General features: G+C 72.8%; 16 protein-coding genes. 9 read left to right on the top strand and 7 right to left on the bottom strand.

What is annotated here, in order from left to right:
* Positions 1 to 39: 39 nt before the first annotated feature.
* From QIY60_RS16930 to QIY60_RS16940, 3 genes are all read right to left on the bottom strand, one after another.
* Positions 40 to 1,752 (bottom strand): LCP family protein, encoded by a 1,713-nt coding sequence (locus QIY60_RS16930; RefSeq protein ID WP_283143201.1) that lies wholly within the window; start codon positions 1,750 to 1,752, stop codon positions 40 to 42.
* A 219-nt stretch (positions 1,753 to 1,971) separates the two neighbouring features.
* On the bottom strand, positions 1,972 to 3,285 hold the full coding sequence (locus QIY60_RS16935) for an LCP family protein (RefSeq protein WP_283143202.1): 1,314 nt from the start codon (positions 3,283 to 3,285) through the stop codon (positions 1,972 to 1,974).
* A 196-nt stretch (positions 3,286 to 3,481) separates the two neighbouring features.
* Positions 3,482 to 4,234, bottom strand: a complete 753-nt coding sequence (locus tag QIY60_RS16940) for a TIGR03089 family protein (protein WP_283143203.1) — start codon at positions 4,232 to 4,234, stop codon at positions 3,482 to 3,484.
* Between the two features lie 128 nt (positions 4,235 to 4,362).
* Here QIY60_RS16940 and QIY60_RS16945 point away from each other — a divergent pair, with 128 nt between their 5' ends.
* The 3 genes from QIY60_RS16945 (at position 4,363) to QIY60_RS16955 (ending at position 8,126) form a co-directional block, all read left to right on the top strand.
* Positions 4,363 to 5,613, top strand: a complete 1,251-nt coding sequence (locus QIY60_RS16945; RefSeq protein ID WP_283143204.1) for a peptidoglycan recognition protein — start codon at positions 4,363 to 4,365, stop codon at positions 5,611 to 5,613.
* A 105-nt stretch (positions 5,614 to 5,718) separates the two neighbouring features.
* Positions 5,719 to 6,801, top strand: a complete 1,083-nt coding sequence (locus tag QIY60_RS16950) for an NDP-sugar synthase (protein WP_283143205.1) — start codon at positions 5,719 to 5,721, stop codon at positions 6,799 to 6,801.
* A 323-nt stretch (positions 6,802 to 7,124) separates the two neighbouring features.
* The gene (locus tag QIY60_RS16955) at positions 7,125 to 8,126 is read left to right on the top strand and encodes a DNA-3-methyladenine glycosylase 2 family protein (protein WP_283143206.1); all 1,002 of its coding nucleotides are present in this window, start codon (positions 7,125 to 7,127) and stop codon (positions 8,124 to 8,126) included.
* A gap of 141 nt (positions 8,127 to 8,267) precedes the next feature.
* Here the strand turns inward: QIY60_RS16955 and QIY60_RS16960 are convergent, their stop codons facing one another.
* Genes QIY60_RS16960 through QIY60_RS16970 form a run of 3 tightly spaced genes read right to left on the bottom strand, consistent with a single transcriptional unit; the run spans position 8,268 to position 11,053 of the window.
* Positions 8,268 to 9,587: a coenzyme F420-0:L-glutamate ligase gene (locus tag QIY60_RS16960; RefSeq protein ID WP_283143207.1), complete on the bottom strand. Its 1,320-nt coding sequence runs from the start codon at positions 9,585 to 9,587 to the stop codon at positions 8,268 to 8,270.
* A complete protein-coding gene (gene cofD / locus QIY60_RS16965) occupies positions 9,584 to 10,540 on the bottom strand; it encodes a 2-phospho-L-lactate transferase (RefSeq protein WP_283143208.1) in 957 nt (318 codons plus the stop codon). The genes QIY60_RS16960 and cofD overlap by 4 nt, the downstream gene beginning before the upstream one ends.
* 12 nt (positions 10,541 to 10,552) lie before the next feature.
* The gene (locus tag QIY60_RS16970; protein ID WP_283143209.1) at positions 10,553 to 11,053 is read right to left on the bottom strand and encodes a cysteine dioxygenase family protein; all 501 of its coding nucleotides are present in this window, start codon (positions 11,051 to 11,053) and stop codon (positions 10,553 to 10,555) included.
* A 666-nt stretch (positions 11,054 to 11,719) separates the two neighbouring features.
* Between QIY60_RS16970 and QIY60_RS16975 the strand changes: the two genes are divergently transcribed.
* From QIY60_RS16975 to QIY60_RS16985, 3 genes are all read left to right on the top strand, one after another.
* Entirely contained in the window at positions 11,720 to 11,983 is a 264-nt protein-coding gene (locus QIY60_RS16975) for a WhiB family transcriptional regulator (protein WP_067159810.1), read from the top strand.
* A 188-nt stretch (positions 11,984 to 12,171) separates the two neighbouring features.
* Entirely contained in the window at positions 12,172 to 15,891 is a 3,720-nt protein-coding gene (locus QIY60_RS16980) for a glycosyltransferase (protein ID WP_283143210.1), read from the top strand.
* The gene (locus QIY60_RS16985) at positions 15,888 to 17,459 is read left to right on the top strand and encodes a DUF5719 family protein (RefSeq protein WP_283143211.1); all 1,572 of its coding nucleotides are present in this window, start codon (positions 15,888 to 15,890) and stop codon (positions 17,457 to 17,459) included. Before QIY60_RS16980 ends, QIY60_RS16985 begins: the two co-directional genes overlap by 4 nt.
* A 33-nt stretch (positions 17,460 to 17,492) precedes the next feature.
* Here the strand turns inward: QIY60_RS16985 and QIY60_RS16990 are convergent, their stop codons facing one another.
* The gene (locus tag QIY60_RS16990; protein ID WP_283143212.1) at positions 17,493 to 17,963 is read right to left on the bottom strand and encodes a metallopeptidase family protein; all 471 of its coding nucleotides are present in this window, start codon (positions 17,961 to 17,963) and stop codon (positions 17,493 to 17,495) included.
* A gap of 273 nt (positions 17,964 to 18,236) precedes the next feature.
* On the opposite strand from QIY60_RS16990, the gene QIY60_RS16995 reads away from it, so the two are divergent.
* The 3 genes from QIY60_RS16995 (at position 18,237) to QIY60_RS17005 (ending at position 20,677) form a co-directional block, all read left to right on the top strand.
* On the top strand, positions 18,237 to 18,656 hold the full coding sequence (locus QIY60_RS16995; RefSeq protein ID WP_283143213.1) for a DUF3499 domain-containing protein: 420 nt from the start codon (positions 18,237 to 18,239) through the stop codon (positions 18,654 to 18,656).
* 260 nt (positions 18,657 to 18,916) lie between these two features.
* The gene (locus QIY60_RS17000; RefSeq protein ID WP_283143214.1) at positions 18,917 to 20,278 is read left to right on the top strand and encodes a phosphomannomutase/phosphoglucomutase; all 1,362 of its coding nucleotides are present in this window, start codon (positions 18,917 to 18,919) and stop codon (positions 20,276 to 20,278) included.
* A 216-nt stretch (positions 20,279 to 20,494) separates the two neighbouring features.
* The gene (locus QIY60_RS17005; RefSeq protein ID WP_067159781.1) at positions 20,495 to 20,677 is read left to right on the top strand and encodes a Trm112 family protein; all 183 of its coding nucleotides are present in this window, start codon (positions 20,495 to 20,497) and stop codon (positions 20,675 to 20,677) included.
* The last annotated feature ends 84 nt before the right edge of the window (positions 20,678 to 20,761 follow it).

Below are 20,761 nucleotides of genomic sequence, written 5' to 3' on the forward strand. Positions count from 1 at the left end.
GCACACGTCGGTTGCGTACGCATCAGTTGCGTACGCGCGTCACTTGGCGCACACCGACTTGTCCGCTTCCACCTTCTGAATTCCTTCGGGCGCCTTGGCCGGAGCGGCGATCGGAACCCCGGCGCCCTTGAAGTCCTCGCCGAGGGTGAGCACCATCGGCGCCTTGCCCACCGCGTCCTGCGTCCCGGGCTTCAGCGCACTGGCGGGCAGACCCATCAGATCGGCGAGCTTACGGGCCTGGTCGGCCTGGTTGGGCGCGTACGCCAGCGTGGTGGCCTTCAGCTTCGCCGGGGCGTTGCCGCCGTTGTCCGACTTCAGCACGCCCTTGCTGTTCTGCAGCCACAGCAGCGTCTGGGAGGCGGAGCCCGCCAGCGCGCCGCCGTTGAGCACCTGGACGCGCACGGCGGACGCCTGGGCGCGGGTGCCCTTGAGGAGCGCCGCCTGGGCGTCCTTGGCCTCGTTCTCCTTCTTCTTCACCTCGGTGAAGGACACGTCCGAGCGCATCATGCTGAACACCTGCGGCGCCTTGACCGGGTCGACGACGACGGTCTTGTGCACCGGGCCGTCCGCCGGATTGTCGATGACCGGAACGGTCGTGAAGGTGACGTTCTTCAGGTCGACCTTGCTGAGGTCCTGCGCGAGGCTGGTCAGCTTCTTGATCGACCCTATGCCCGAGTCGACGGTGAGCGCCTTGGTCGCCGCGTTCGCGAGCCCGTACATCTTGGTCGGACTGCTCAGCGTCGCGTCGGACTTCATCTGCCGCATCATCGAACTCAGGAACTGCTGCTGCTGTTTGATGCGGTCCAGGTCGCTCTCGTTGCCGAAGCTGTGCCGGGTCCGTACGAACGCGAGGGCCTGCTCGCCCTTGATCTTGGAGACGCCGGCCGGGAGCTTGAGGTGCGACTTGGGGTCGTTCACCGGCTTGGCCAGGCACACCTTGACGCCGCCGACGGCCGTCGACAGCTCCTTGACCGCGTTGAAGTCGGCCATCATGAAGTGGTCGACGCTGAGCCCGGTGAGCGCCTTGACCGTACGCATGGTGCAGCCGGGGTCGCGGCCGTCCTGGCCCAGGCTGGTGTTGAAGCGCACGTTCGCCTCGGACCGCACCGTCTTGGTGGTGCCGTCCTTCTGCTTGGTCGGGCACTCGGGGATGTTGGTGACCAGGTCGCGCGGGATGGACAGGGCGGTCGCGTTCGTCCGGTCCTTGGAGACGTGGAAGAGGATGTTGGTGTCGGCGTGGCCCTCGCTGCCCTTGTCGCCGTACCCCTCGTTGCCCTTGCCGGTGCGCTTGTCCGTACCGATGATCAGGATGTTGACCGGCCCGTCCGAGGTGGCGTGCTTGCTGCCCGCGTCACCGACGTCGACGGTGTTCAGGTTGTTGTTGAAGTGCTGGTAGAGCAGGTACGCGCCGGTCGAGCCCGCGACGAGGACGAACCCCAGCACACCGCCCGTCCACACCAGCGCCTTCTTCTTGCGGGACGCCTTGGGCTTGCGCTTGCGCCGGCCGGGAGCTGCCGGGGAACCGTCCTGGGCGCTGCCCGTGCGGCGGTTGTCGCGCTGGCCGGGGACGTCACGACGGGACGGGCCGCCTCTGCCGGGGGCCGTGGTTCTGCGCGGGGGAGTGCCTGCCGACGGGGACGACTGCGGTCCGGAGGGATTCAGTCGCAATTCGTAATTGCCCGTCTGCGGGTTGAGCACCCACTGGTCTGCCGGGTCGACTTCTTCTGCCCGCCCACGGCTCTGCGCATCCACGGTTGCCTTAGTCCTCCGTCGGTGCCACTCGAGTCACTTCCCCCAAAGCGCTCAGTCATTCGATCCTGCAGTGCCTGGCCACGGTGGCCACAAGCACGGGTCGCGTCACACTATCTGCCCAGTTGAGCGAAGAGCGACGGCCGTGACAAATTCCACGCCCCTTACAACCGGGCAATCCACCCAATCCGCATCGCCGTCTGTTCTCCGTTGACACACGCTTTACCCGCACATGCCGACGGCGGCATTCGAACCCGGGTACGTCGGCGCCGGGCTGGGGGAAGCGGGGTCGTCGGGCTTGTCGTCCGACGGCGAGCCGTCCGCCCCCTCGGGCGTCCCCGTCTCCGTGGTCCGGGCCGGTGCCACCTTGAGCGGCCGGTCGTCCCTCAGCTGCTGGAACAGCACCCGCGCGGCCGGCTGGACCAGCTCGTCGCGGTTGGTGTCGTACGTGTACGGCCTGCGCGGCACGGTGAGGAACTGCACCTTGTCGGTCGGGATTCCGCGCATCCCGCGCACCAGGTCGTACAGGTCCTTCAGGGAATTCAGCCCGGGGTCGGTGGTCAGCGACTTCGTCATCGCGTCCAGCACCGGATAGAGCCGGGTCGGATTGAGCAGCACGCCGTTGCTCTGCACCTTGCGCACCAGCGAGCCGAGGAACTGCTGCTGGCGGTCCATGCGCTCGGTGTCGCTGCCGTCGCCGAAGCCGTGCCGGGCGCGGACGAATCCCAGCGCCTGCTCGCCGTGGAGCGTCTGGCGGCCGGCGGGGAGTTTCAGATGCGCCTGCCGGTCGTCCACCGGCTGCTTGAGGCAGACCTCGACGCCGTCGACCGCGTCCACCATGTCCTTGAAGCCGCTGAAGTCGACGACCATGTGGTGGTCGACCCGGATCCCGGTGAGCTTCTCCACCGTACGGATGGTGCAGGCGGCGCCGCCGACCTCGAACGCCTCGTTGAACTGGGCGAATTGGGCCCTGGTGCGGGTGCCGTCCTGCTTGAGGCAGTCCGGGACGTCCGCCATCAGGTCGCGCGGCAGCGAGACCGCGGTCGCGGACTTCCGGTCCGCCGCCAGGTGCAGCAGGATCGTGGTGTCCGAGCGCTGGCTCCCGCCGTCGTCGCGCCCGTACGCGCTGTTGCTGCCCGCGCGCGAGTCCGAGCCGATGAGCAGCAGGTTCTGCGCGTTGTCCGCGCCGGGCGGGGGGCGCTCCTTCTCGTAGCGCTCCAGCTCGGCGGCGGCCGTGGTGTCGGTGCGGATGTTGTTGTCGAGCTTGTTGTAGAACCACCAGCCGGTGCCGGCGGCGGCGAGCACGAGCAACGACACGCCGACGGCGGTCCAACGCAGCCAGTGGTGACGGGCGTTGCGGCCGGCGGGCGCGTCGGGCCCGCCTTCGGCCGGTCCGGGCGCGTCGGGCTGCTCGCCGGGCGCGTCGGATTCCGTGGGCCCGGCCGGTCCCTGCGGTGTCGGCGTGTCCGGTCGTGGCTCGTCCTCGGCCCGGTGGTCGGGCGCGGGGGGCGGGCTGTCGGTCACGTCGGCGTCCATCCTTCACGGGTCGGCGGCGGGCGGAAAGCCGCCGGGGCACCCCGGTAGACGGTCGTCGCGCGCGCTTGGTTGTGTGGCGTACCGACGATCATCCACCTCAGTCGCGCCCGGAGCCCGAGGGACTCGGCCCGCTGTGGGCCACAAGGGTGGTGCCGGGGCGATGGTCGTACCGGGTGCGCGCGACGGCCCGCGCCCGTCACACCGCCCGGTGCGTGACCCGCTCGCTCTCGATCCGCTTCTCCAGGCCGCCGGCGGCCAGTTGGCCGAGGTTGCGGCAGAGCACCACCGAGCCGCCGGAGGCCAGCGGCGCGTACAGGCCGCGCGCCAGCCCCTCCCAGCTGTCGTACGGGAGCGCCGACAGCAGCCGCGAGCCGGGCTCAAGGCCCAGGGCCGCGGCATCGGCGCGGGCGCGCTCCACGAGGTCGGCCGCGCTCAGCTCGGCGCCGCCCACAACGAGCGCGGGCTCCTCGGGGTCGACCGGGGCGAACGGTGCGAACCGGTCGCCCTGGCCCGGCACCTCGACCGCGTAGTCCTGGAACCCGGCGGGCGGCTGCGGGAAGCGGCCGCCGAGCGGGCGCAGCGCGAGCGCCACCCGCTCGCCGGAGCAGGCGCGGGCCGCGTCCAGTGCGTCCGGGCCCGCCACTACCAGGTCGGCGCCCGCCGGGTCGCCGCCGACCTCGGCGACCACGCCGACCGAGTGGCAGGCGAGCAGCCAGACGGCGCTCTGCCAGTGCGCGGGCAGCAGCAGCGCGAGCCGGTCGCCGGGCGCGGCGGCGAGGTCGCCCTGGAGCAGATTGGCGGTCTTGGCCACCCAATTGGCGAAGGTGGCCACCGAGAGTTCCACGCGTTCGCCGGTGGCGTCGTCGTAGAAGGTGACCAGGGGGCGGGCCGGGTCCGCGGCGAGCGCGGATCGCAGCAGGTCGGCGGGGGTGCGGTCGCTGGCGTTCACGCGGCAAGCGTACGGGTGGGGGCGCGGGGCGCGCCCGGGGAGAGCGCCGTCCGCGTACACCGGTTCGGCCGACGGACCGTCAGTTCCGAGATGGACAGATTAATATGCTTATGTCAACGATTGTCAGCATGCGTGCACTCCTTGCATCCTCGATCTCGGTCGCGTGCGCCACCGCGCTCGCCCTGCCGCTCGCGGCGTCCGCGGACGCCGCGGCCACTACCCCGTCGTCCTCCTCGTCCGCCGAACTGGCGGGCTCCACCCAGTCGCTGCCGCTCGCCCCGCTGGGAGCGACCGACCGGACGCTGGGCGCCGCCCCCGCCCAGGGGCTGCCGGAGCGGAACACCGCACCCTTCTCCCTGCTCGGCGTGGTCTGGGACGACGCGAAGGCCGAACTCCACGGCACCGTCCAGGTGCGCACCCGGCCCGTCGGCTCCCGCGCCTGGTCCGGCTGGCAGGACGTCGACACCCGCAACCAGGAGCACGCCCCCGACCCCGGCACCGCCGAGTACGGCGCCGCGCGCGTCCACGGCTCCACCGCCCCGCTGTGGGTGGGCCGTTCGGACGGCGTCGAGGTGCGCGTACGGCCGGAGGCGGCCGGGGCGGACCGGGCGATGGCGGGCGCGCTGCCCCGGGGCCTGCACATCGACCTGGTCGACCCGGGCGCGGACCCGGACGGGGTGGGGGCGGTGGACGAGGCGGAGCGGGAGGACGGCGCCGAGCCGGTGCGGGACCGGGCCCTGGCGTCCGGCGCGTGGGCGGCGGCCCGCCCGTACATCGGCCCGCGCCCGCGCATCATCACGCGCCACGGCTGGGGCGCCGACGAGCAGCTGCGCGAGCCCGGTTACGTCTACACCGGCAAGATCAAGGCCGCCTTCGTGCACCACACGGCGTCCGGCAACAACTACCGCTGCTCGCAGGCGGCCTCCGTGCTGCGCAGTATCTACCGCTACCACGTCCGCAGCAGCGGCTGGCGCGACATCGGCTACAACTTCGCCGTCGACAAGTGCGGCAACATCTACGAAGGCCGCGCGGGAGGTGTGGCCAAGCCGGTCCTCGGGGCGCACACTCTCGGTTTCAACACCGACTCCATGGGCGTCGCGGTCCTCGGAACGTACACCTCGACCAACCCGTCCGCCGCCGCCCTCGACGCCATCGCCCGGCTGACGGCCTGGAAGCTCGGGCTGTACGGGGTGGATCCGACGGGCACCACGCATCTCACATCGGCAGGCGGGAACCTCTACGGGAAGGGGCGAAGCGTCAGGCTCAACATCATCTCCGGACACCGGGACGGCTTCGCCACCGAGTGCCCGGGGACGCGCCTCTACAAGAAGCTCGGCAAGGCCCGGTCGTCCTCGGCCCGGCTCCAGGGCCGGCGCTGACCGGGGCGGGGGCGTACCGACCGGGCGCGAACCGTCTGCATAAACTGGCCGGCCGTAGTTGAACGATCGATTCCGCCCGGCCCCAGCAGGAAGCAGAGACGACAGGTGACTGAAGCGATCCTCCTGGTCGGCGGCAAGGGCACCAGGCTGCGCCCGCTCACGGTGCACACGCCCAAGCCGATGATCCCGGCGGCGGGCGTCCCGTTCCTCACCCACCAGCTGGCCCGGGCGCGGGCGGCGGGCGTGGAGCACATCGTGCTGGCGACGTCCTATCTGGCCGAGGTCTTCGAACCGTACTTCGGCGACGGCTCGGAGCTCGGGCTGCACCTGGAGTACGTGACGGAGGTGGAGCCGCTGGGCACCGGCGGCGCGATCAGGAACGTGGCGTCGCGGCTGCGCTCGGGGCCGGACGACCCCGTGCTGATCTTCAACGGCGACATCCTGACGGGCCTGGACATCAGGGCCCTGGTCGACACGCACGCGTCGTCGGGCGCGGACGTCTCCCTCCACCTGACGCGGGTGCCGGACCCTCGTGCGTTCGGCCTGGTCCCCACGGATGCGGAAGGCCGGGTCCAGGCCTTCCTGGAGAAGCCCCAGACCCCCGAGGAGATCGTCACCGACCAGATCAACGCGGGGGCGTACGTCTTCCGCCGCTCGGTGATCGACGAGATCCCGGCGGGCCGCCCGGTGTCGGTGGAGCGGGAGACGTTCCCGGGCCTCCTGTCGTCGGGCGCCCACCTCCAGGGCATGGTGGACTCCACGTACTGGCTGGACCTGGGCACCCCGCAGGCCTTCGTCCGGGGCTCGGCCGACCTGGTCCTGGGCCGCGCCCCGTCCCCGGCGGTCCCGGGCCGCTGCGGCGACCGCCTCGTCCTGCCCGGCGCCACGGTGGCCCCGGACGCGAAGCTCACCGGCGGCACGGTGGTCGGCGAGCGCGCCGTGATCGGCGCGGGCGCCCGCATCTTCGGCAGCACGGTCCTGGCGGACGCGGTGGTCGAGCCGGGCGCGGTGATCACGGACTCGCTGATCGGCGCGGGCGCGGTGATCGGGGCGCGCTCCGTGCTGGCCGGGGCGGTCGTGGGCGACGGCGCGAACGTGGGCCCGGACAACGAGCTGCGCGACGGGGTACGGGTGTGGTGCGACGCGGTGATCCCGGGGGCGTCACTCCGCTTCTCGTCGGACGAGTAGGCGGGGGCCTGCGGCCCCCGGGCTGCGGACGCCGTTCGTCTACAGGGCGTCTGTGGCTGGTCGCGCAGTTCCCCGCGCCCCTAGGGGGTACGGGGAAGGGCGAGGGCGACGGCGAAGCCGAGCATTTCAGGGGCGCGGGGCTGTGACATTTGCGGCTCCGCCGCGTGGGCGCGACCAGCGCCCGTAAGGGGCGCGGGGAACTGCGCGACCAGCCCCCACCGACCCGCAGACGAACACGGGTCCAGGGGCGAAGCCCCCGGCCGCCCGCCAGAGGGCTTTAGGGAAGGGGCGGGGTGGGGAAAAGGCCCAGTAGTCTCGGAAGCGTGGCCGGCCGCTTCAACCCCCGTACCCCCACCCGCACCACCGTGCGCGGCGGCCACCTCCACATACCCACCCCCACCCAGCCCCCACGCACGGGCACGCGCCACTACACCCCACCCGGCCCCCTGGACCTGGGCCTGGTCATGGGCCCCCTGCGAAGGGGCCCCGCAGACCCCACCTTCCGCACCACCCCCGACGGCTCGGCATGGCGAGCCTCCCGCACCCCCGACGGCCCCGGCACCCTCAGAGTCGCGCTGCGCGACGCCCGCGCGGAGGCCGAGGCGTGGGGCCCGGGCGCCGAGTGGCTGCTCGGGCACCTCCCGGCGCTCCTCGGGGACGCGGACGACCCGGAGGAGTTCGCCCCCCGGCACCGCCTCGTCGCCGAGTCCGCCCGCCGCCGCCCCGGCCTGCGCCTGACCCGGACCGGCCTGGTCCTGGAGTCGCTGATCCCCACGATCCTGGAGCAGAAGGTCACCGCGGACGAGGCGTACCGCGCCTGGCGGCTGCTGGTGCGCAAGTACGGCGAGCCCGCCCCGGGCCCGGCCCACATGCCCGACCACATGTACGTCATGCCCGACCCCGGGACCTGGGCCCGGATCCCGTCCTGGGAGTGGCACCGCGCGGGCGTCGACGCCAAGCGCTCGGCCACGATCCTGCGCGCCGCACGCGTGGCCCGCCGTCTGGAGGAGGCCGCCGCACTGCCCCCGGAGGACGCCGCGGCCCGGCTCCACCTAGTCCCCGGCATCGGCCCCTGGACCAGCGCCGAGACCCTCCAGCGCGCGATGGGCGCCCCCGACCTGGTCACGGTCGGGGACCTCCATCTGCCGGGCATCGTCGGCTACGCCCTGGCCGGCGACCGCACCGCCGACGACGCCGCGATGCTGGAGCTCCTCGCCCCGTACGCGGGCCAGCGCCACCGCGCCACCCGGCTGATCCTCCTCAGCGGCCTGACCCCGCCCCGCCGAGCGCCCCGGATGTCACCGCGCAACATCGGCGCGCTGTAGAGAACCGCCCCGCCGCGGCGACATTCGCGGCAACCACCACCCCCTGGGGGCGCGGGGAACTGCGCGCTCAGCCCAGGACGGCCCGCGGCCGCGCGACAACCCGACGCAGCCCGAACGCCCCGCGCCCCGCCTTCTCTGCCGTCACCGCACCTCGACGAACGCGTCAGCGTCCCGCCCCGGCCGCTCCTTCGGCGCCTCGGCCGGGCGCCCGACGGCCACCGCGCCCATCGGGTCCCAGCTGTCGGGCAGGCCGAGGACCTCCCGTACGACCTCGCGGCAGAACATCGTGGACGACACCCACGCCGAGCCGAGCCGCTCGCCCGCCAGCGCCACCAGGAAGTTCTGCACGCCTGCGCCCGTGGCGACCACGAACATCTCGCGCTCGGCCGCGTCCCGGCGCGGGTCGCCGTAGCTGTGCGAGCCGTCCATCACCAGGCACGGCACCACCAAGTACGGCGCGTCGCGCAGGACTTGGCCCCGGCGCACCCGCTTGGCGATGAACTCCTCGGACTTGCCGTCCCGCCGCAGGTCGGATATCCACGCGTCCCGCATCGCGTCGAGGAGCCGCACCCGGGACTCCTCGGACTCCAGCAGCACGAACCGCCAGGGCGTGGTGTGGTGCGGCGCCGGAGCCGTGACGGCGGCGGCGACCGCGCGGCGCACCGCGCCCGGGTCCACGGGGTCGTCGGTGAACGCGCGGACCGTACGCCGCTGGGTCACCGCCGTCCGTATCGCCTCCGAGGTGCCAAGGCGGAACATGTCGTCGGCCGCGCCCCGCACCAGCGCCCGGGTGCCGCCCTCGGCGTCCGCCGAGACCAGGTGCCCCAGTCCGCTGACCACCGCGACGGGGAAGCCGGTGGCCTTGCCCTTCACCAGGTCGCCCGCGGCGGCCAGTTCGTCGGCGCTGGCCACGACGGTCGCGTTGAGCTCGTTGCCGTGCGTGTCCGTGCCGCCGCGCAGGTCGTCGAGGACGCGGACGCCCGCGGCGCCGATCGCCACGTCGGTGAGCCCGGCGCGCCACGGCCGCCCGAAGGTGTCCGTGACCAGGACGCCCACCTCGACGCCGAGCGCGGCCCGGATCCCGGACCGGATCGCCTCGGCCGAGGCGTCGGGGTCCTCGGGCAGCAACAGCACGGTCCCGGCGGGGGTGTTGGAGGCGTCCACCCCGGCGGCGGCCATGACCAGGCCCTGCCGGTTCTCGACGATGCGCAGGGCGCCGCGCCGGGCCACCACCCGTACCGTCTCGGCGTCGATCGCGGCCTCCCGGTCGGCCGCCTCGACGATCCGCCCCTCCGCCTTGGAGACGATCTTCGAGGTGACCAGCAGGACGTCCCCGTCGACGAGGTCGGGCGCGGCTCCCGCGATGAGCTTCGCGAGGTCGTCCCCGGCCCGCACCTCCGGTATGCCGCCGACGGCCCGTACCCGGTACGAGGGAGGGGTGTTCGCGGATTCGGTGGTCATGCGCGCACCTCCTCGGCCAGCGTCAGCGCCTCGCGGGCCATCGCCGCCGTCGCGTCCAGGTCCGTCATCATCAGCGGGACCGCGCGGCAGCGGATGCCCGCCGCCTCGACCCGGTCCACGGCGGCCTCGTCGGCCGTGTCGACCAGCCAGCCGTCGAGCAGCCCCGACCCGTAGTGCTCGGCGACCGCCGCGGCCGTCGACTCGACGCCGACGGCGGCCAGCACCTTGTCCGCCATGCCCCGCACCGGCGCGCCCCCGACGATCGGGGAGAGCCCGACCACCGGAACGCCCGCCTCGGCGATCGCCTCGCGGATGCCGGGCACGGCCAGGATGGTGCCGACGCTGACGACCGGGTTGGACGGCGGGAAGAGGATCACGTCGGCGGCCGCGATGGCCTCCAGGACGCCGGGCGCGGGCTTGGCCTGGTCGGCCCCGACCGGCACCACGGCCGTCGCGTCCAGCGACGCCCGCAGCTTCACCCAGTACTCCTGGAAGTGGATGACCTTCCGCTCCCCGTCCGCCTCGACCGCGACGTGCGTCTCGACCCGGTCGTCGGACATCGGGATCAGCCGGACGCCCGGCTGCCAGCGGTCGCAGAGCGCCTCCGTCACCGCGCTCAGCGGATAGCCCGCGCCGAGCATCTGCGTACGGACGATGTGGGTCGCGAAGTCGCGGTCGCCCAGGCCGAACCACTCGGGTCCCACCCCGTACGCCGCGAGCTCCTCCTTGACGTGGAAGGACTCGTCGGTCCTGCCCCAGCCCTGCTCCTCGTTGATGCCACCGCCCAGGGTGTACATCACCGTGTCGAGGTCGGGGCAGACCTTCAGCCCGAACAGATGGATGTCGTCACCGGTGTTGCCGACCACCGTGATGTCCGCGTCCGGCGCGGCCTTTTTGAGGCCGCGCAGGAAACGGGCACCGCCGATGCCGCCGGCCAGAACCACAATGCGCATGTACAGAGTGTGTCAGGCGGGTACGACATCGGTGGCGGCGGCTGTGGACTGGCTGGCGTGCATGGGCATGTCGGTCAGGCCCGGGTAGTAGATGTGCAGGCTGACGGCCGGTTCCAGGGAGTCGTTGGCGACCTCGTGGACGTATCCGGGCGCGAAGACGCGCTGCGACCCGGCGTCGAGCCTGCGGGTGCCGCGCTCGGTGCGCTCGGTCAACTCGCCCTGGAGCACGGTCAGTACGCCCGAGGAGGCGCCGTGGTCGTGCAGCCCGCTGCGCTGCCCGGGCACCCAGGACAGCAGCCAGACCTCGTAGCCCGGCCCGGTGCGCAGCCGGTGGTACCAGCGGCTGGTCGCGTCGTACTGGACGAGCGGCTCCCACTGGGTGGGGTCGGCCGCGAGGGAGCGGGCCAGGCCGACGAAGTCGGCGACGGTGCTCGGGTGCTCGCGGGCGGGCTGGAGGAGGTGCAGGACCTCGAGGATGTCGCCGGCGATCTGAAGGTCGCTGTCGCTGTTCATGGATGCGGTGGTTCCTCGGCAGAAACTCAGGAAGCTGTGCGGGGTGTCGCAAAGGCGTGCGCGCGGATGCGCGAGGGGCCCGAAGGCCGGCAAGGACGCGGAGAGGGCTGGAGCGCTACGGCATCAACAGCTGGAACAGCAACAGCGCGCCTGGACAGCGCTGCGGAACCCACGGACGTGGGTCGCGAAGAGCGCTGTGGTCGCTGGCATGCAGTCAAAGGTGACCAAGAAGAGCCCGGCTGTCAACTCAATACCCGATTTGGCCGTAATGTTTCACCTCATCCGGTTACCGCATGCGGAGAAAGGTTTGTGCAGAGTCGCCGCCGGAGATGTGGCGCTGCAACCGTGCGCGCAAACGCCGTCGTGCTCTCGTGACCGGACTGTGATCCCAGTCGCTTCCGCCACCCGGACGCAACAAGATCGATATTCGGCTCGTCTTCTCTGGGCAGGTGAGGGAAGGGTGATTGGGCCATTGGCATGTGTCATGGTTTTTGCCGATTTGAACACTTTCCGTATAGCCTTGGTTCCGCAGAGTGAATACGGGGCCCAATAGCAGATCTCGGCTTGACTGGCCCGGATCCGCACACTTGTAATTTCACTCGTGTCGTTCGCCCGAAATCGGTAGCGGCAGCATCACGGGGCAGCAAAGACAGACGAGGGGTGCACATGACCGAGGTGTTCCAGGAGCTGCTGGTCGACGATGTGGACGAAGAACTCGGCTGGCAGGAGCGCGCGCTGTGCGCCCAGACCGACCCCGAGTCCTTCTTTCCCGAGAAGGGCGGCTCCACCCGGGAGGCCAAGAAGGTCTGCCTCGCCTGTGAAGTCCGCTCCGAGTGCCTCGAATACGCCCTCGCGAATGACGAACGATTCGGCATCTGGGGCGGACTGTCCGAACGTGAGCGCCGCCGCCTGAAGAAGGCGGCGGTCTAGTTTTTTCGGGGCCTTTGCCCCCTCCGGACCCCCTACGGGCCCTGTCCGGACGCCCTCCGGCTCCACCCGGCCCCCGCAGGCGGCGGACTGCCGTGTTCCCCAGCCATTAGTGTGGGGCGCTGCCAGTCAGCACAGCAGCCTCCGGGGCCCCCAACCCCCGGACCCCGGCCGGAGGGGCCCGTACCTCGATGTCCGTGCACAGCCAGTCGACGGCCCCGTACTCCGAGGCCGCGACCCCCGAGTTCCCCAGACACGTCGTCACCGCCGTGCTCGTCTCGCACGACGGCGCGCGCTGGCTGCCCGACGCCCTCGCCGGCCTGCTCGGCCAGGAGCGCCCCGTACAGAGCGCGTACGCGGCCGACACCGGCAGCGCCGACGACTCCGCCCGCCTGGTCACCGAGGCCCTGGGCGCCGACCGCGTCCTGCACCTCGCGCGCCGCACCGGCTTCGGCGCCGCCGTCGACGAGGCCGTCCGCTCCGCGGGGGTGCTCGGCCCGGAAGAGCTCCCGTACCTGAAGCGCCCCAGCGGCTGGGACCCCGTCTCGCGCAGCTGGCGCGACGACACCTACGACCTGCCCGAACTGCCGCACGGCGAGCCCGTCCAGTGGCTCTGGCTGCTGCACGACGACTGCGCTCCCGCGCCCGACGCCCTCGCCGAACTGCTGCGCGTCGCCGACTCCGACGCCTACGCCGCGATCGTCGGCCCCAAACTGCGCGGCTGGTACGACCGCAAGCAGCTGCTCGAAGTGGGCGTCTCCATCGCCCGCAGTGGCCGCCGCTGGACGGGCCTCGACCGCCGCGAGCAGGACCAGGGCCAGCACGACCAGGTCCGCCCGGTCCTGTCCGTGTCCTCCGCCGGCATGCTGATCCGCCGCGATGTGTGGGAGGAGCTCGGCGGCTTCGACCGGCGGCTGCCGCTGATGCGCGACGACGTCGACCTGTGCTGGCGCGCCCACGCCGCCGGGCACTCCGTCCTCGTCGCCCCCGAAGCCGTCGTACGGCACGCCGAGGCCGCCGCCCGCGAGCGCCGCACCGTCGACTGCGCCGGCCGCTCCGCCGTCGACCCGCACCGGGTCGACAAGGCGGGCGCCGTCTACACGATGCTCGTCAACTCGCGCCCCGCCGCACTGCCCTACGTCTTCCTGCGCATCGTCGTCGGCACCGTGCTGCGCACCCTCGCCTATCTGCTGGGCAAGGCGCCCGGCCAGGCAGTCGACGAGATCATGGGCCTGTCCGCGACCCTGCTGCGGCCCGGCCGGATCCTCGCCGGACGGCGCAGGCGCGGCAAGAGCGGGGTGGAGGCGAGCGAGCTGCGGCCGCTCTTCCCGCCGCCCGGCGCCACCGTCCGCGCCACCGTCGAGCAGGTCGCCGCCGGCCTCGGCGCGGGCACCGAGGACACCGGCGGCTCCCGGCACGGCGCCGTCGAGTCCGGCCCCGGCGGCGACGACGCCGACTTCCTGGAGATCGAGCAGTTCGCGCGGCTGAAGAAGATCGCCCGCAAGCCCGCGCCCGTCCTGTTCGCCCTGCTCCTGCTGATCTCGCTGGCCGCCTGCCGCGAACTGATCGGCGGCGACGCCCTCTCCGGCGGCGCCCTGCTGCCCGCGCCCTCGGGCGTCGGCGACCTGTGGGGCCGCTACGCGGACGCCTGGCACCCCGTCGGCACCGGCGGCACCCAGACCGCCCCGCCCTACCTCGCGGCCATCGCCGCCCTCTCCGCCCTCTGCTTCGGCTCCACCGGCTTCGCCCTCACCCTCCTCCTCGTCTGCTCGGTCCCGCTGGCCGGACTCACCGCCTACTTCGCCTCGCGGCCCCTCGTCGAGTCGCGCCTGCTGCGCGCCTGGGCGGCCGTCGCCTACGCCTTCCTGCCCGCCGCCACCGGCGCCCTCGCCACCGGCCGCCTGGGCACCGCCGTCCTCGCCGTACTCCTGCCGCTGATCGCCCGCGCGGGCATCACCGCCGCAGGGTTCCGCGGCGAGGGCCGCGGCAGCTGGCGGAGCACCTGGACGTACGCGCTGCTGCTCACCGTCGCCATGGCGTTCACCCCCGCCGTCTGGCCCCTCGCCGTACTCCTCGGAGCCGTCGTCCTGGTGCTGCGCCGCGACGACATCACCGCCCACGGACTGCGCTTCCTCGCCGCCGTCGGCACCCCCCTCCTGATCCTCGCCCCCTGGTCGCTGACCCTGCTCACCGGCCCGTCCGGCTTCTTCCGCGAGGCCGGTCTGGAGTACGGCACGGGCTCGGCCTCCGCGCTCGACCTGCTCGGCGCGAGCCCCGGCGGCCCCAAGACGGTCGGCGGACTGCTCCTCATCGGCTTCGTACTGGCCGCGCTCGCCGCACTGCTGCGCGGCGAGCGGGAGTTCGCGATCCGCACCGCCTGGGCCGTCGCCCTCACCGGCTTCCTCTTCGCCGCCCTCTCCAACAACAAGGGCTGGGCGGGCCCGGCCACCCTCGTCCACGGCCTCGCCCTGATCGCCGCCGCCGTACTCGGCGCCGAGGGCGCCAAGGAGCGCGTCGCCGCCCACGGCTTCGGCTGGCGCCAGCCGGTCGCCGCGCTGATCGCCCTGGCCGCCGCGGCCGCTCCGCTGATCGCGGCGGGCGGCTGGATGCTGAGCGGCGCCGACGGCCCGCTGGAGCGCCGCGACCCGGTGCAGGTACCCGCGTTCGTCGCGGAGGAGAGCGGCACCCGCGACCAGGCCCGCACCCTCGTCCTGGACGGCACCTCGGCCGCCAAGGTCTCCTACACCCTGGTCCGCGGCTCCGGCGGCCGCCTCGGCGACGCCGAACTCGCCGCCTCCGGCGGCAGCGACCCGCGCCTGGACAAGGTCGTCGCCAACCTGGTCGCCGGCTCCGGCGCCGACCAGTCGTCCCAGCTCAGCGGCTTCGCCGTGCGCTACGTACTGGTACGCGACGGAGCGCCGCGCGCCTTCGGCCGGGTCCTGGACACCACCCCCGGCCTCAGCCGGCTGAGCCAGCTCGACGGCAGCGCGCTGTGGCGGGTCGACCGGCAGGTCGCCCGCGCCGTCATCGTGCCGCCCACCGCCCCCGCGGGCGCCCAGTCGGGCTCGGCGCAGTCGGGCGCCGCCGAGCCGGTGGCCGTCGCCGCCGACCCGGTCGACGTCCACACCAAGATCCCGGCCGGTCCGGTGGACCGCGTCCTGCGGATCGCCGACCGGGCCGCACCCGGCTGGACCGCGACCCTCGACGGCAAGCCGCTGAAGAAGACCACCGTCGACGGCTGGGCCCAGGGCTTCCAACTCCCCGCCGACGGCGGCCGCCTGGACGTCACCTACGACGCCCCCTTCACCCACACCGCGTGGATCTGGACCCAGTCGCTCCTCGCCCTGGTGCTCGTCGTGCTCGCCCTGCCGGGCCGACGCCGCCGGATCGACGACGACCTGCCCGAGGAGGAGCAGCCGGTGCTGCCCCCGGCCCGGGACGGCGAGGGCCGCAGGGCCCGCCGCCTGCGCGCCCAGGCGGAGGCCGAGGCGGCCGGCGCCGAGCCGTCCGCGGAGCCCGATGGCCCGGCCGGCCAGGACTTCCCGCCCCCGCCGGCCACCGCGCCCACGGCCCCCGAGCACGACCCGTACGCGACCGCCCAGTACGCCGAGGTGCCGCAGCAGCAGTCCTACGGACAGTGGGACCAGACGGCGTACACCAACGGCGAGTACCCGCAGCAGCAGTACGACCCGTACCAGCAGCAGTACCAGCAGTACGACCCGTACCAACAGCAGCAGTACCCGCCGCAGGAGCCCGCGTACGACCCGTACGGCTATGGCTACGGCGGCGAGCAGGATCCCGGCGCTCCGGGCCAGGGGCAGGGCGGGGACGGCCGCATCCCCGGCCAGAGCCGTGACGGCCAGGACCATGACACCGAGCAGCCGCACCGCCCCGACGGGAGCAACCAGTGAACCGCAGCACCCCCTCCCTGATCGCGGCCGCCGTCGCCCTCGCCGCAGTCACCGGCTTCGCCGCCGTCACGGCGCCCGGCGGCGACTCGGCGAAGGCCGACGGGAAGGGTCCGGCACGGCTGCCCGTGGAGCGCTCCAGCCTGCTGTGCCCGGCGCCCAGCCTGTCCGACCTGGCGGAGACCACGTACACCGCGTACACCCCGAAGGGCAGCGGCGACGCGGGCGCCAAGGCGGGCGCGGCCGGCAGCGCCGTGCTGAAGCCCGCCGTCACCCCGCTCACCGACGGCACCCCCGCCAAGTCCACCGACAAGGCGGACAAGGACAAGAAGGGCAAGAAGGGGAAGACCCCCGAGAAGCCCGACCCCGACAAGGCGGTCATCACCCTCAAGGAGCCCGGCAAGCCCGCGTCGGCCACGGCCGACGGCTCCGACGCACCCGCGCTCGCCGGGTCCGCCGACGGCCCGCTCGCACCCGGCTGGGCGGTGCAGCAGACCACGGTGGTCTCGGCGGGCGACACGCGCGCGGTGCTCGGCACCCGCTGCACCGAACCCGACACCGACTTCTGGTTCCCCGGCGCCTCCACCGCCAAGACCCGTCAGGACTACGTCCATCTGACCAACCCCGACGACACCGCGGCGGTCGCCGACATCGAGCTGTTCGGCAAGGACGGCGTCATCAAGTCGGAGGTGGGGGAGGGCATTACGGTCCCCGCGAAATCCAGCGTCCCTGTTCTGTTGTCAACGTTGACCTCGGCGGCGGCCGATGACCTGACCGTTCACGTCACGACCCGCTCCGGCCGGGTCGGGGCGGTCGTGCAGGCATCGGACGCGAAGGCGGGCGCGGACTGGCTGTCCGCGTCGGCCGACCCGGCGGCGAGCCAGGTCATCCCGGGCATCCCGGGCGACGCCACCGACGTACGCCTGGTGGTGTACGCCAAGGGCGCCGACGACGCCGATCTCAAGGTGCGCCTCGCCGGTGCGAGCGGCAGCTTCACCCCTGCTGGTCTGGACACCGTCCACGTGAAGTCGGGGATGACGGCGTCCTTTGATCTGAAGAACGTTACGAGGGGTGAGGCGGGTTCCCTGTTGCTCGCCCCGACTTCGGATGGCGGAAAAACGCCCATCGTTGCGGCGCTGCGCGTAGTGCGCGGAACGGGTGACAAGCAGGAGACCGCATACATTCCGGCCACCGCGGCGGTCGGTGACCGGTCCACGGCCGCCGACAACCGGGCCAAGGGCTCGACGCTGGCGTTCACCGCGCCGACCGCCGCCGCCACGGTCAAGGTCACCGCGTCGCCCGGCACCGAGGGCGGCGAGCCGCAGACCAAGACGTACACCGTGAAGGCCGGCACCACGCTGGCGGTGGAGCCGCCGGTCCCGTCCGGGCTCAAGGGCTCGTACGCGCTGACGGTCGAGACCCAGCCGGGCAGCGGCCCGGTCTACGCCTCCCGGACGCTGGCGCTGCCGCAGGACGGCATTCCGATGTTCACCGTGCAGACGCTCCCCGACGACAAGGGGACGGTGGCGGTCCCGGCGGCGGAGCAGGATCTGTCGGTACTGGACGACTGAGGTCGGATCCGGTTCTGTTCAGTCCTGTCCGTATCAGTCCTGTCCGTAGCGGGGATCGACCGACTCCGGTGCGAGACCGAGGAGTTCGGCGACCTGCTCGACCACGACCTCGTGGACGAGCAGGGCCCGCTCGTCCCGGCTCTTGGTGCGGATCTCGACGGGCCTGCGGTAGACGATGATCCGCGCGGGCGAGTCCTTGGAGGCGGGCAGCGCGCGCCCCAGCGGCACGGCCTCGTCGCTCCACCCGTCCTCGTCGGACTCGGGCAGCGGCACGTCGGAGACGAGGAAGTCGACGTCGGCCAGCTGTGGCCAACGCCGCTCCAGCCGCTCCACCGAGTCCCGCACCAGATCGCGGAAGCTCTCCGCGCGGCTCGCCGAGAGCGGCACCTGGGGCGGGGCCACGGGTCCGCGCATGCCCCTCCCGTGCCGGTCGCGGCGGCGGGGCCGCGGGCCGGTTGGTACGGAGTCGGGGCCGGTGCCGATGCCGGAACTGGAACTGTCCATCACTGACGCAGCGTAGCCCTCCGGAGCGCCGTGCGATCGCGGCGGCGGCCCGTTCCGCGGCATGTCGCGGGATGACCGTTTCCCTCTCGCTTGAGAGCGATTACCCGCCCATGCGTGACAGTGGTTTTCGCGTCGTTTGACCGGAAGATTCCCAAGTACGGAACGTGAACAGTCCTGTCACAGACCGTGCGGCCCTCTTCCCGTGCAGGTCAGCCCAGTTACTCACGGGGCCGCTGTGCCCGAGCTCACACCGCGACACGGTGGAGTGACCCGGTGGAGAGTCGTCGCGGCCCGCTCAAGAGTGCGGTACCGTCCAACGTCGTGAGCCCTGTACGTCGCTGTTCGCGCACTGCGTGCGGCCGCCCTGCCGTCGCGACACTGACGTACGTCTACGCGGACTCGACCGCAGTCCTCGGCCCGCTCGCCACCTACGCCGAGCCCCACTGCTACGACCTGTGCGCCGAGCACAGCGAGCGCCTCACCGCGCCCCGCGGCTGGGAGGTCGTCCGCCTCACCGACGCGTCCGCTCCGAGCCGCCCCAGCGGCGACGACCTGGAAGCGCTTGCCAACGCGGTACGGGAAGCGGCCCGCCCCCACGAACGCGCCGCCGAAGCCGGCGGCGCCCGCACGGCCGACCCCATGGAGGTCGCCCGCCGAGGCCACCTCCGAGTGCTGCGCTCCCCGGAGCCCTGAGGGGCCGAGCGGGTCGGTCGCATCGGATGGGAGCCGGGCACGTGGGCATGAGCAGGGCGTACGGGCCCCGCCCCTCATGCGTGCCGCCCCCGACCCTCGCGGGCCGACCGCTCCGGAGTCCTCCACAAGCCTCGCGTTCTCCACAGCCCCCGTGTCAGACCCCGCGTTATCCACAGGCACCGCAGCCCTGACATCCCCAGCCGGTAGCCTCGGTCCAGGGGGCCGCATGTCTCCGCAGGTGACTTCAGAAGGGTTGGGCCGTGGCTGCTGATCTGTCGCAGATCGTGAAGGCGTACGACGTCCGCGGGGTGGTGCCGGATCAGTGGGACGAGTCGCTGGCCGAGCTGTTCGGGGCGGCGTTCGTGCGGGTGGTGGGTGCTGACGCGATCGTGGTCGGGCACGACATGCGCCCCTCCTCGCCTGGTCTGTCGGCGGCGTTCGCGCGCGGTGCGGCCCGTCAGGGCGCGGATGTCACGTTGATCGGCCTGTGTTCGACGGATCAGTTGTACTACGCGTCGGGGAAGCTGGACCTGCCCGGTGCCATGTTCACGGCGTCTCACAATCCGGCTCAGTACAACGGCATCAAGCTGTGCCGTGCGGGTGCCGCCCCGGTGGGCCAGGACACGGGCCTGGCGGACATCCGGGCCCTGGTCGAGGCCTGGTCGCAGGCGGGCGCCCCGGAAGCGGCGGCGAGGCTCGGCACGCTGGATGAGCGCGACACGCTCGTGGACTACGCCGCGCACCTCAAGTCGCTGGTCGACGTTTCCGGCATCCGCCCTCTCAAGGTGGTCGTGGATGCGGGCAACGGTATGGGCGGCCACACCGTCCCCACCGTCTTCGACGGTCTGCCGCTGACGTTGGTACCGATGTACTTCGAGCTCGACGGCACCTTCCCCAACCACGAGGCCAACCCCCTGGACCCGGCCAACATCGTCGACCTCCAGGAGCGGGTCCGTGCCGAGGGCGCCGACCTGGGCATCGCCTTCGACGGCGACGCCGACCGCTGCTTCGTGGTCGACGAGCGCGGCGAGGGCGTCTCCCCGTCCGCCGTCACCGCGCTGGTGGCGGCCCGTGAGCTGGCCAGGCACCCGGGCGGCACGGTGATCCACAACCTGATCACGTCCTGGTCGGTGGCGGAGGTCGTCCGTGAGAACGGCGGCACCCCGGTCCGTACCCGGGTGGGCCATTCGTTCATCAAGCAGGAGATGGCGCGCTCGGGCGCGGTCTTCGGCGGTGAGCACTCCGCGCACTACTACTTCAAGGACTTCTGGAACGCCGACACCGGCATGCTCGCCGCCCTGCACGTCCTGGCGGCCCTGGGCACCCAGAAGGCCCCGCTCTCGCGTCTGCTGGCGGCCTACGACCGCTACACGGGCTCGGGCGAGATCAACTCGACGGTGACCGACCAGGCCGCCCGCACGGAGGCGGTCCGCGCGGCCTTCGCGACGCGGCAGGGCGTCACCACGGACGAACTGGACGGCCTCACCGTCTCCACCGCCGACTGGTGGTTCAACCTGCGCCCCTCCAACACCGAGCCCCTCCTGCGGCTGAACGTCGAGGCACGCGACGAACCCACCATGGCCAAACTGCGCGACGAAGTCCTGGCGCTGGTACGGGCGTAGTCCCGCACCACACGGCCGGGGCCCGGGTCCCGCCCGCGAGGCCGCCGGGCCCGGTCCCGGCGGCCTCGCGGGCCGGTGTCCGGCGTCCGCCGCCACCGGTCCGGCCATGCCACCCGGGAAGCCCGCACCGCACCCCGGCGGTAGGGTGACAAGGCCTGATCCAGGCACCCGATCCACGTATACGAAGACGACGAAGACGTTCTCGGAAGGACCCCCATGCCGCTCGAAGCCGGCCTCCTCGACATCCTCGCCTGCCCCGCGTGCCACGCCCCGCTCAAGGACGCCACGGCCGAGGAGACGCCCGAGCTGGTCTGCACCGGCGCGGACTGCGGCCTTGCGTACCCGGTCCGCGACGGCATCCCCGTACTCCTCGTGGACGAGGCCCGCCGCCCGGCGTAACCCCGCCCCACGCGGGCCCCCGTCCCGCGGACCCCGCCCGGCGCACCAGCCGGGAACCCGAGTGACCCGGAACCCCGATCGCCC

The sequence above is a fragment of the Streptomyces sp. BPTC-684 genome, from assembly GCF_030028635.1.
GTDB lineage: Bacteria > Actinomycetota > Actinomycetes > Streptomycetales > Streptomycetaceae > Streptomyces > Streptomyces noboritoensis.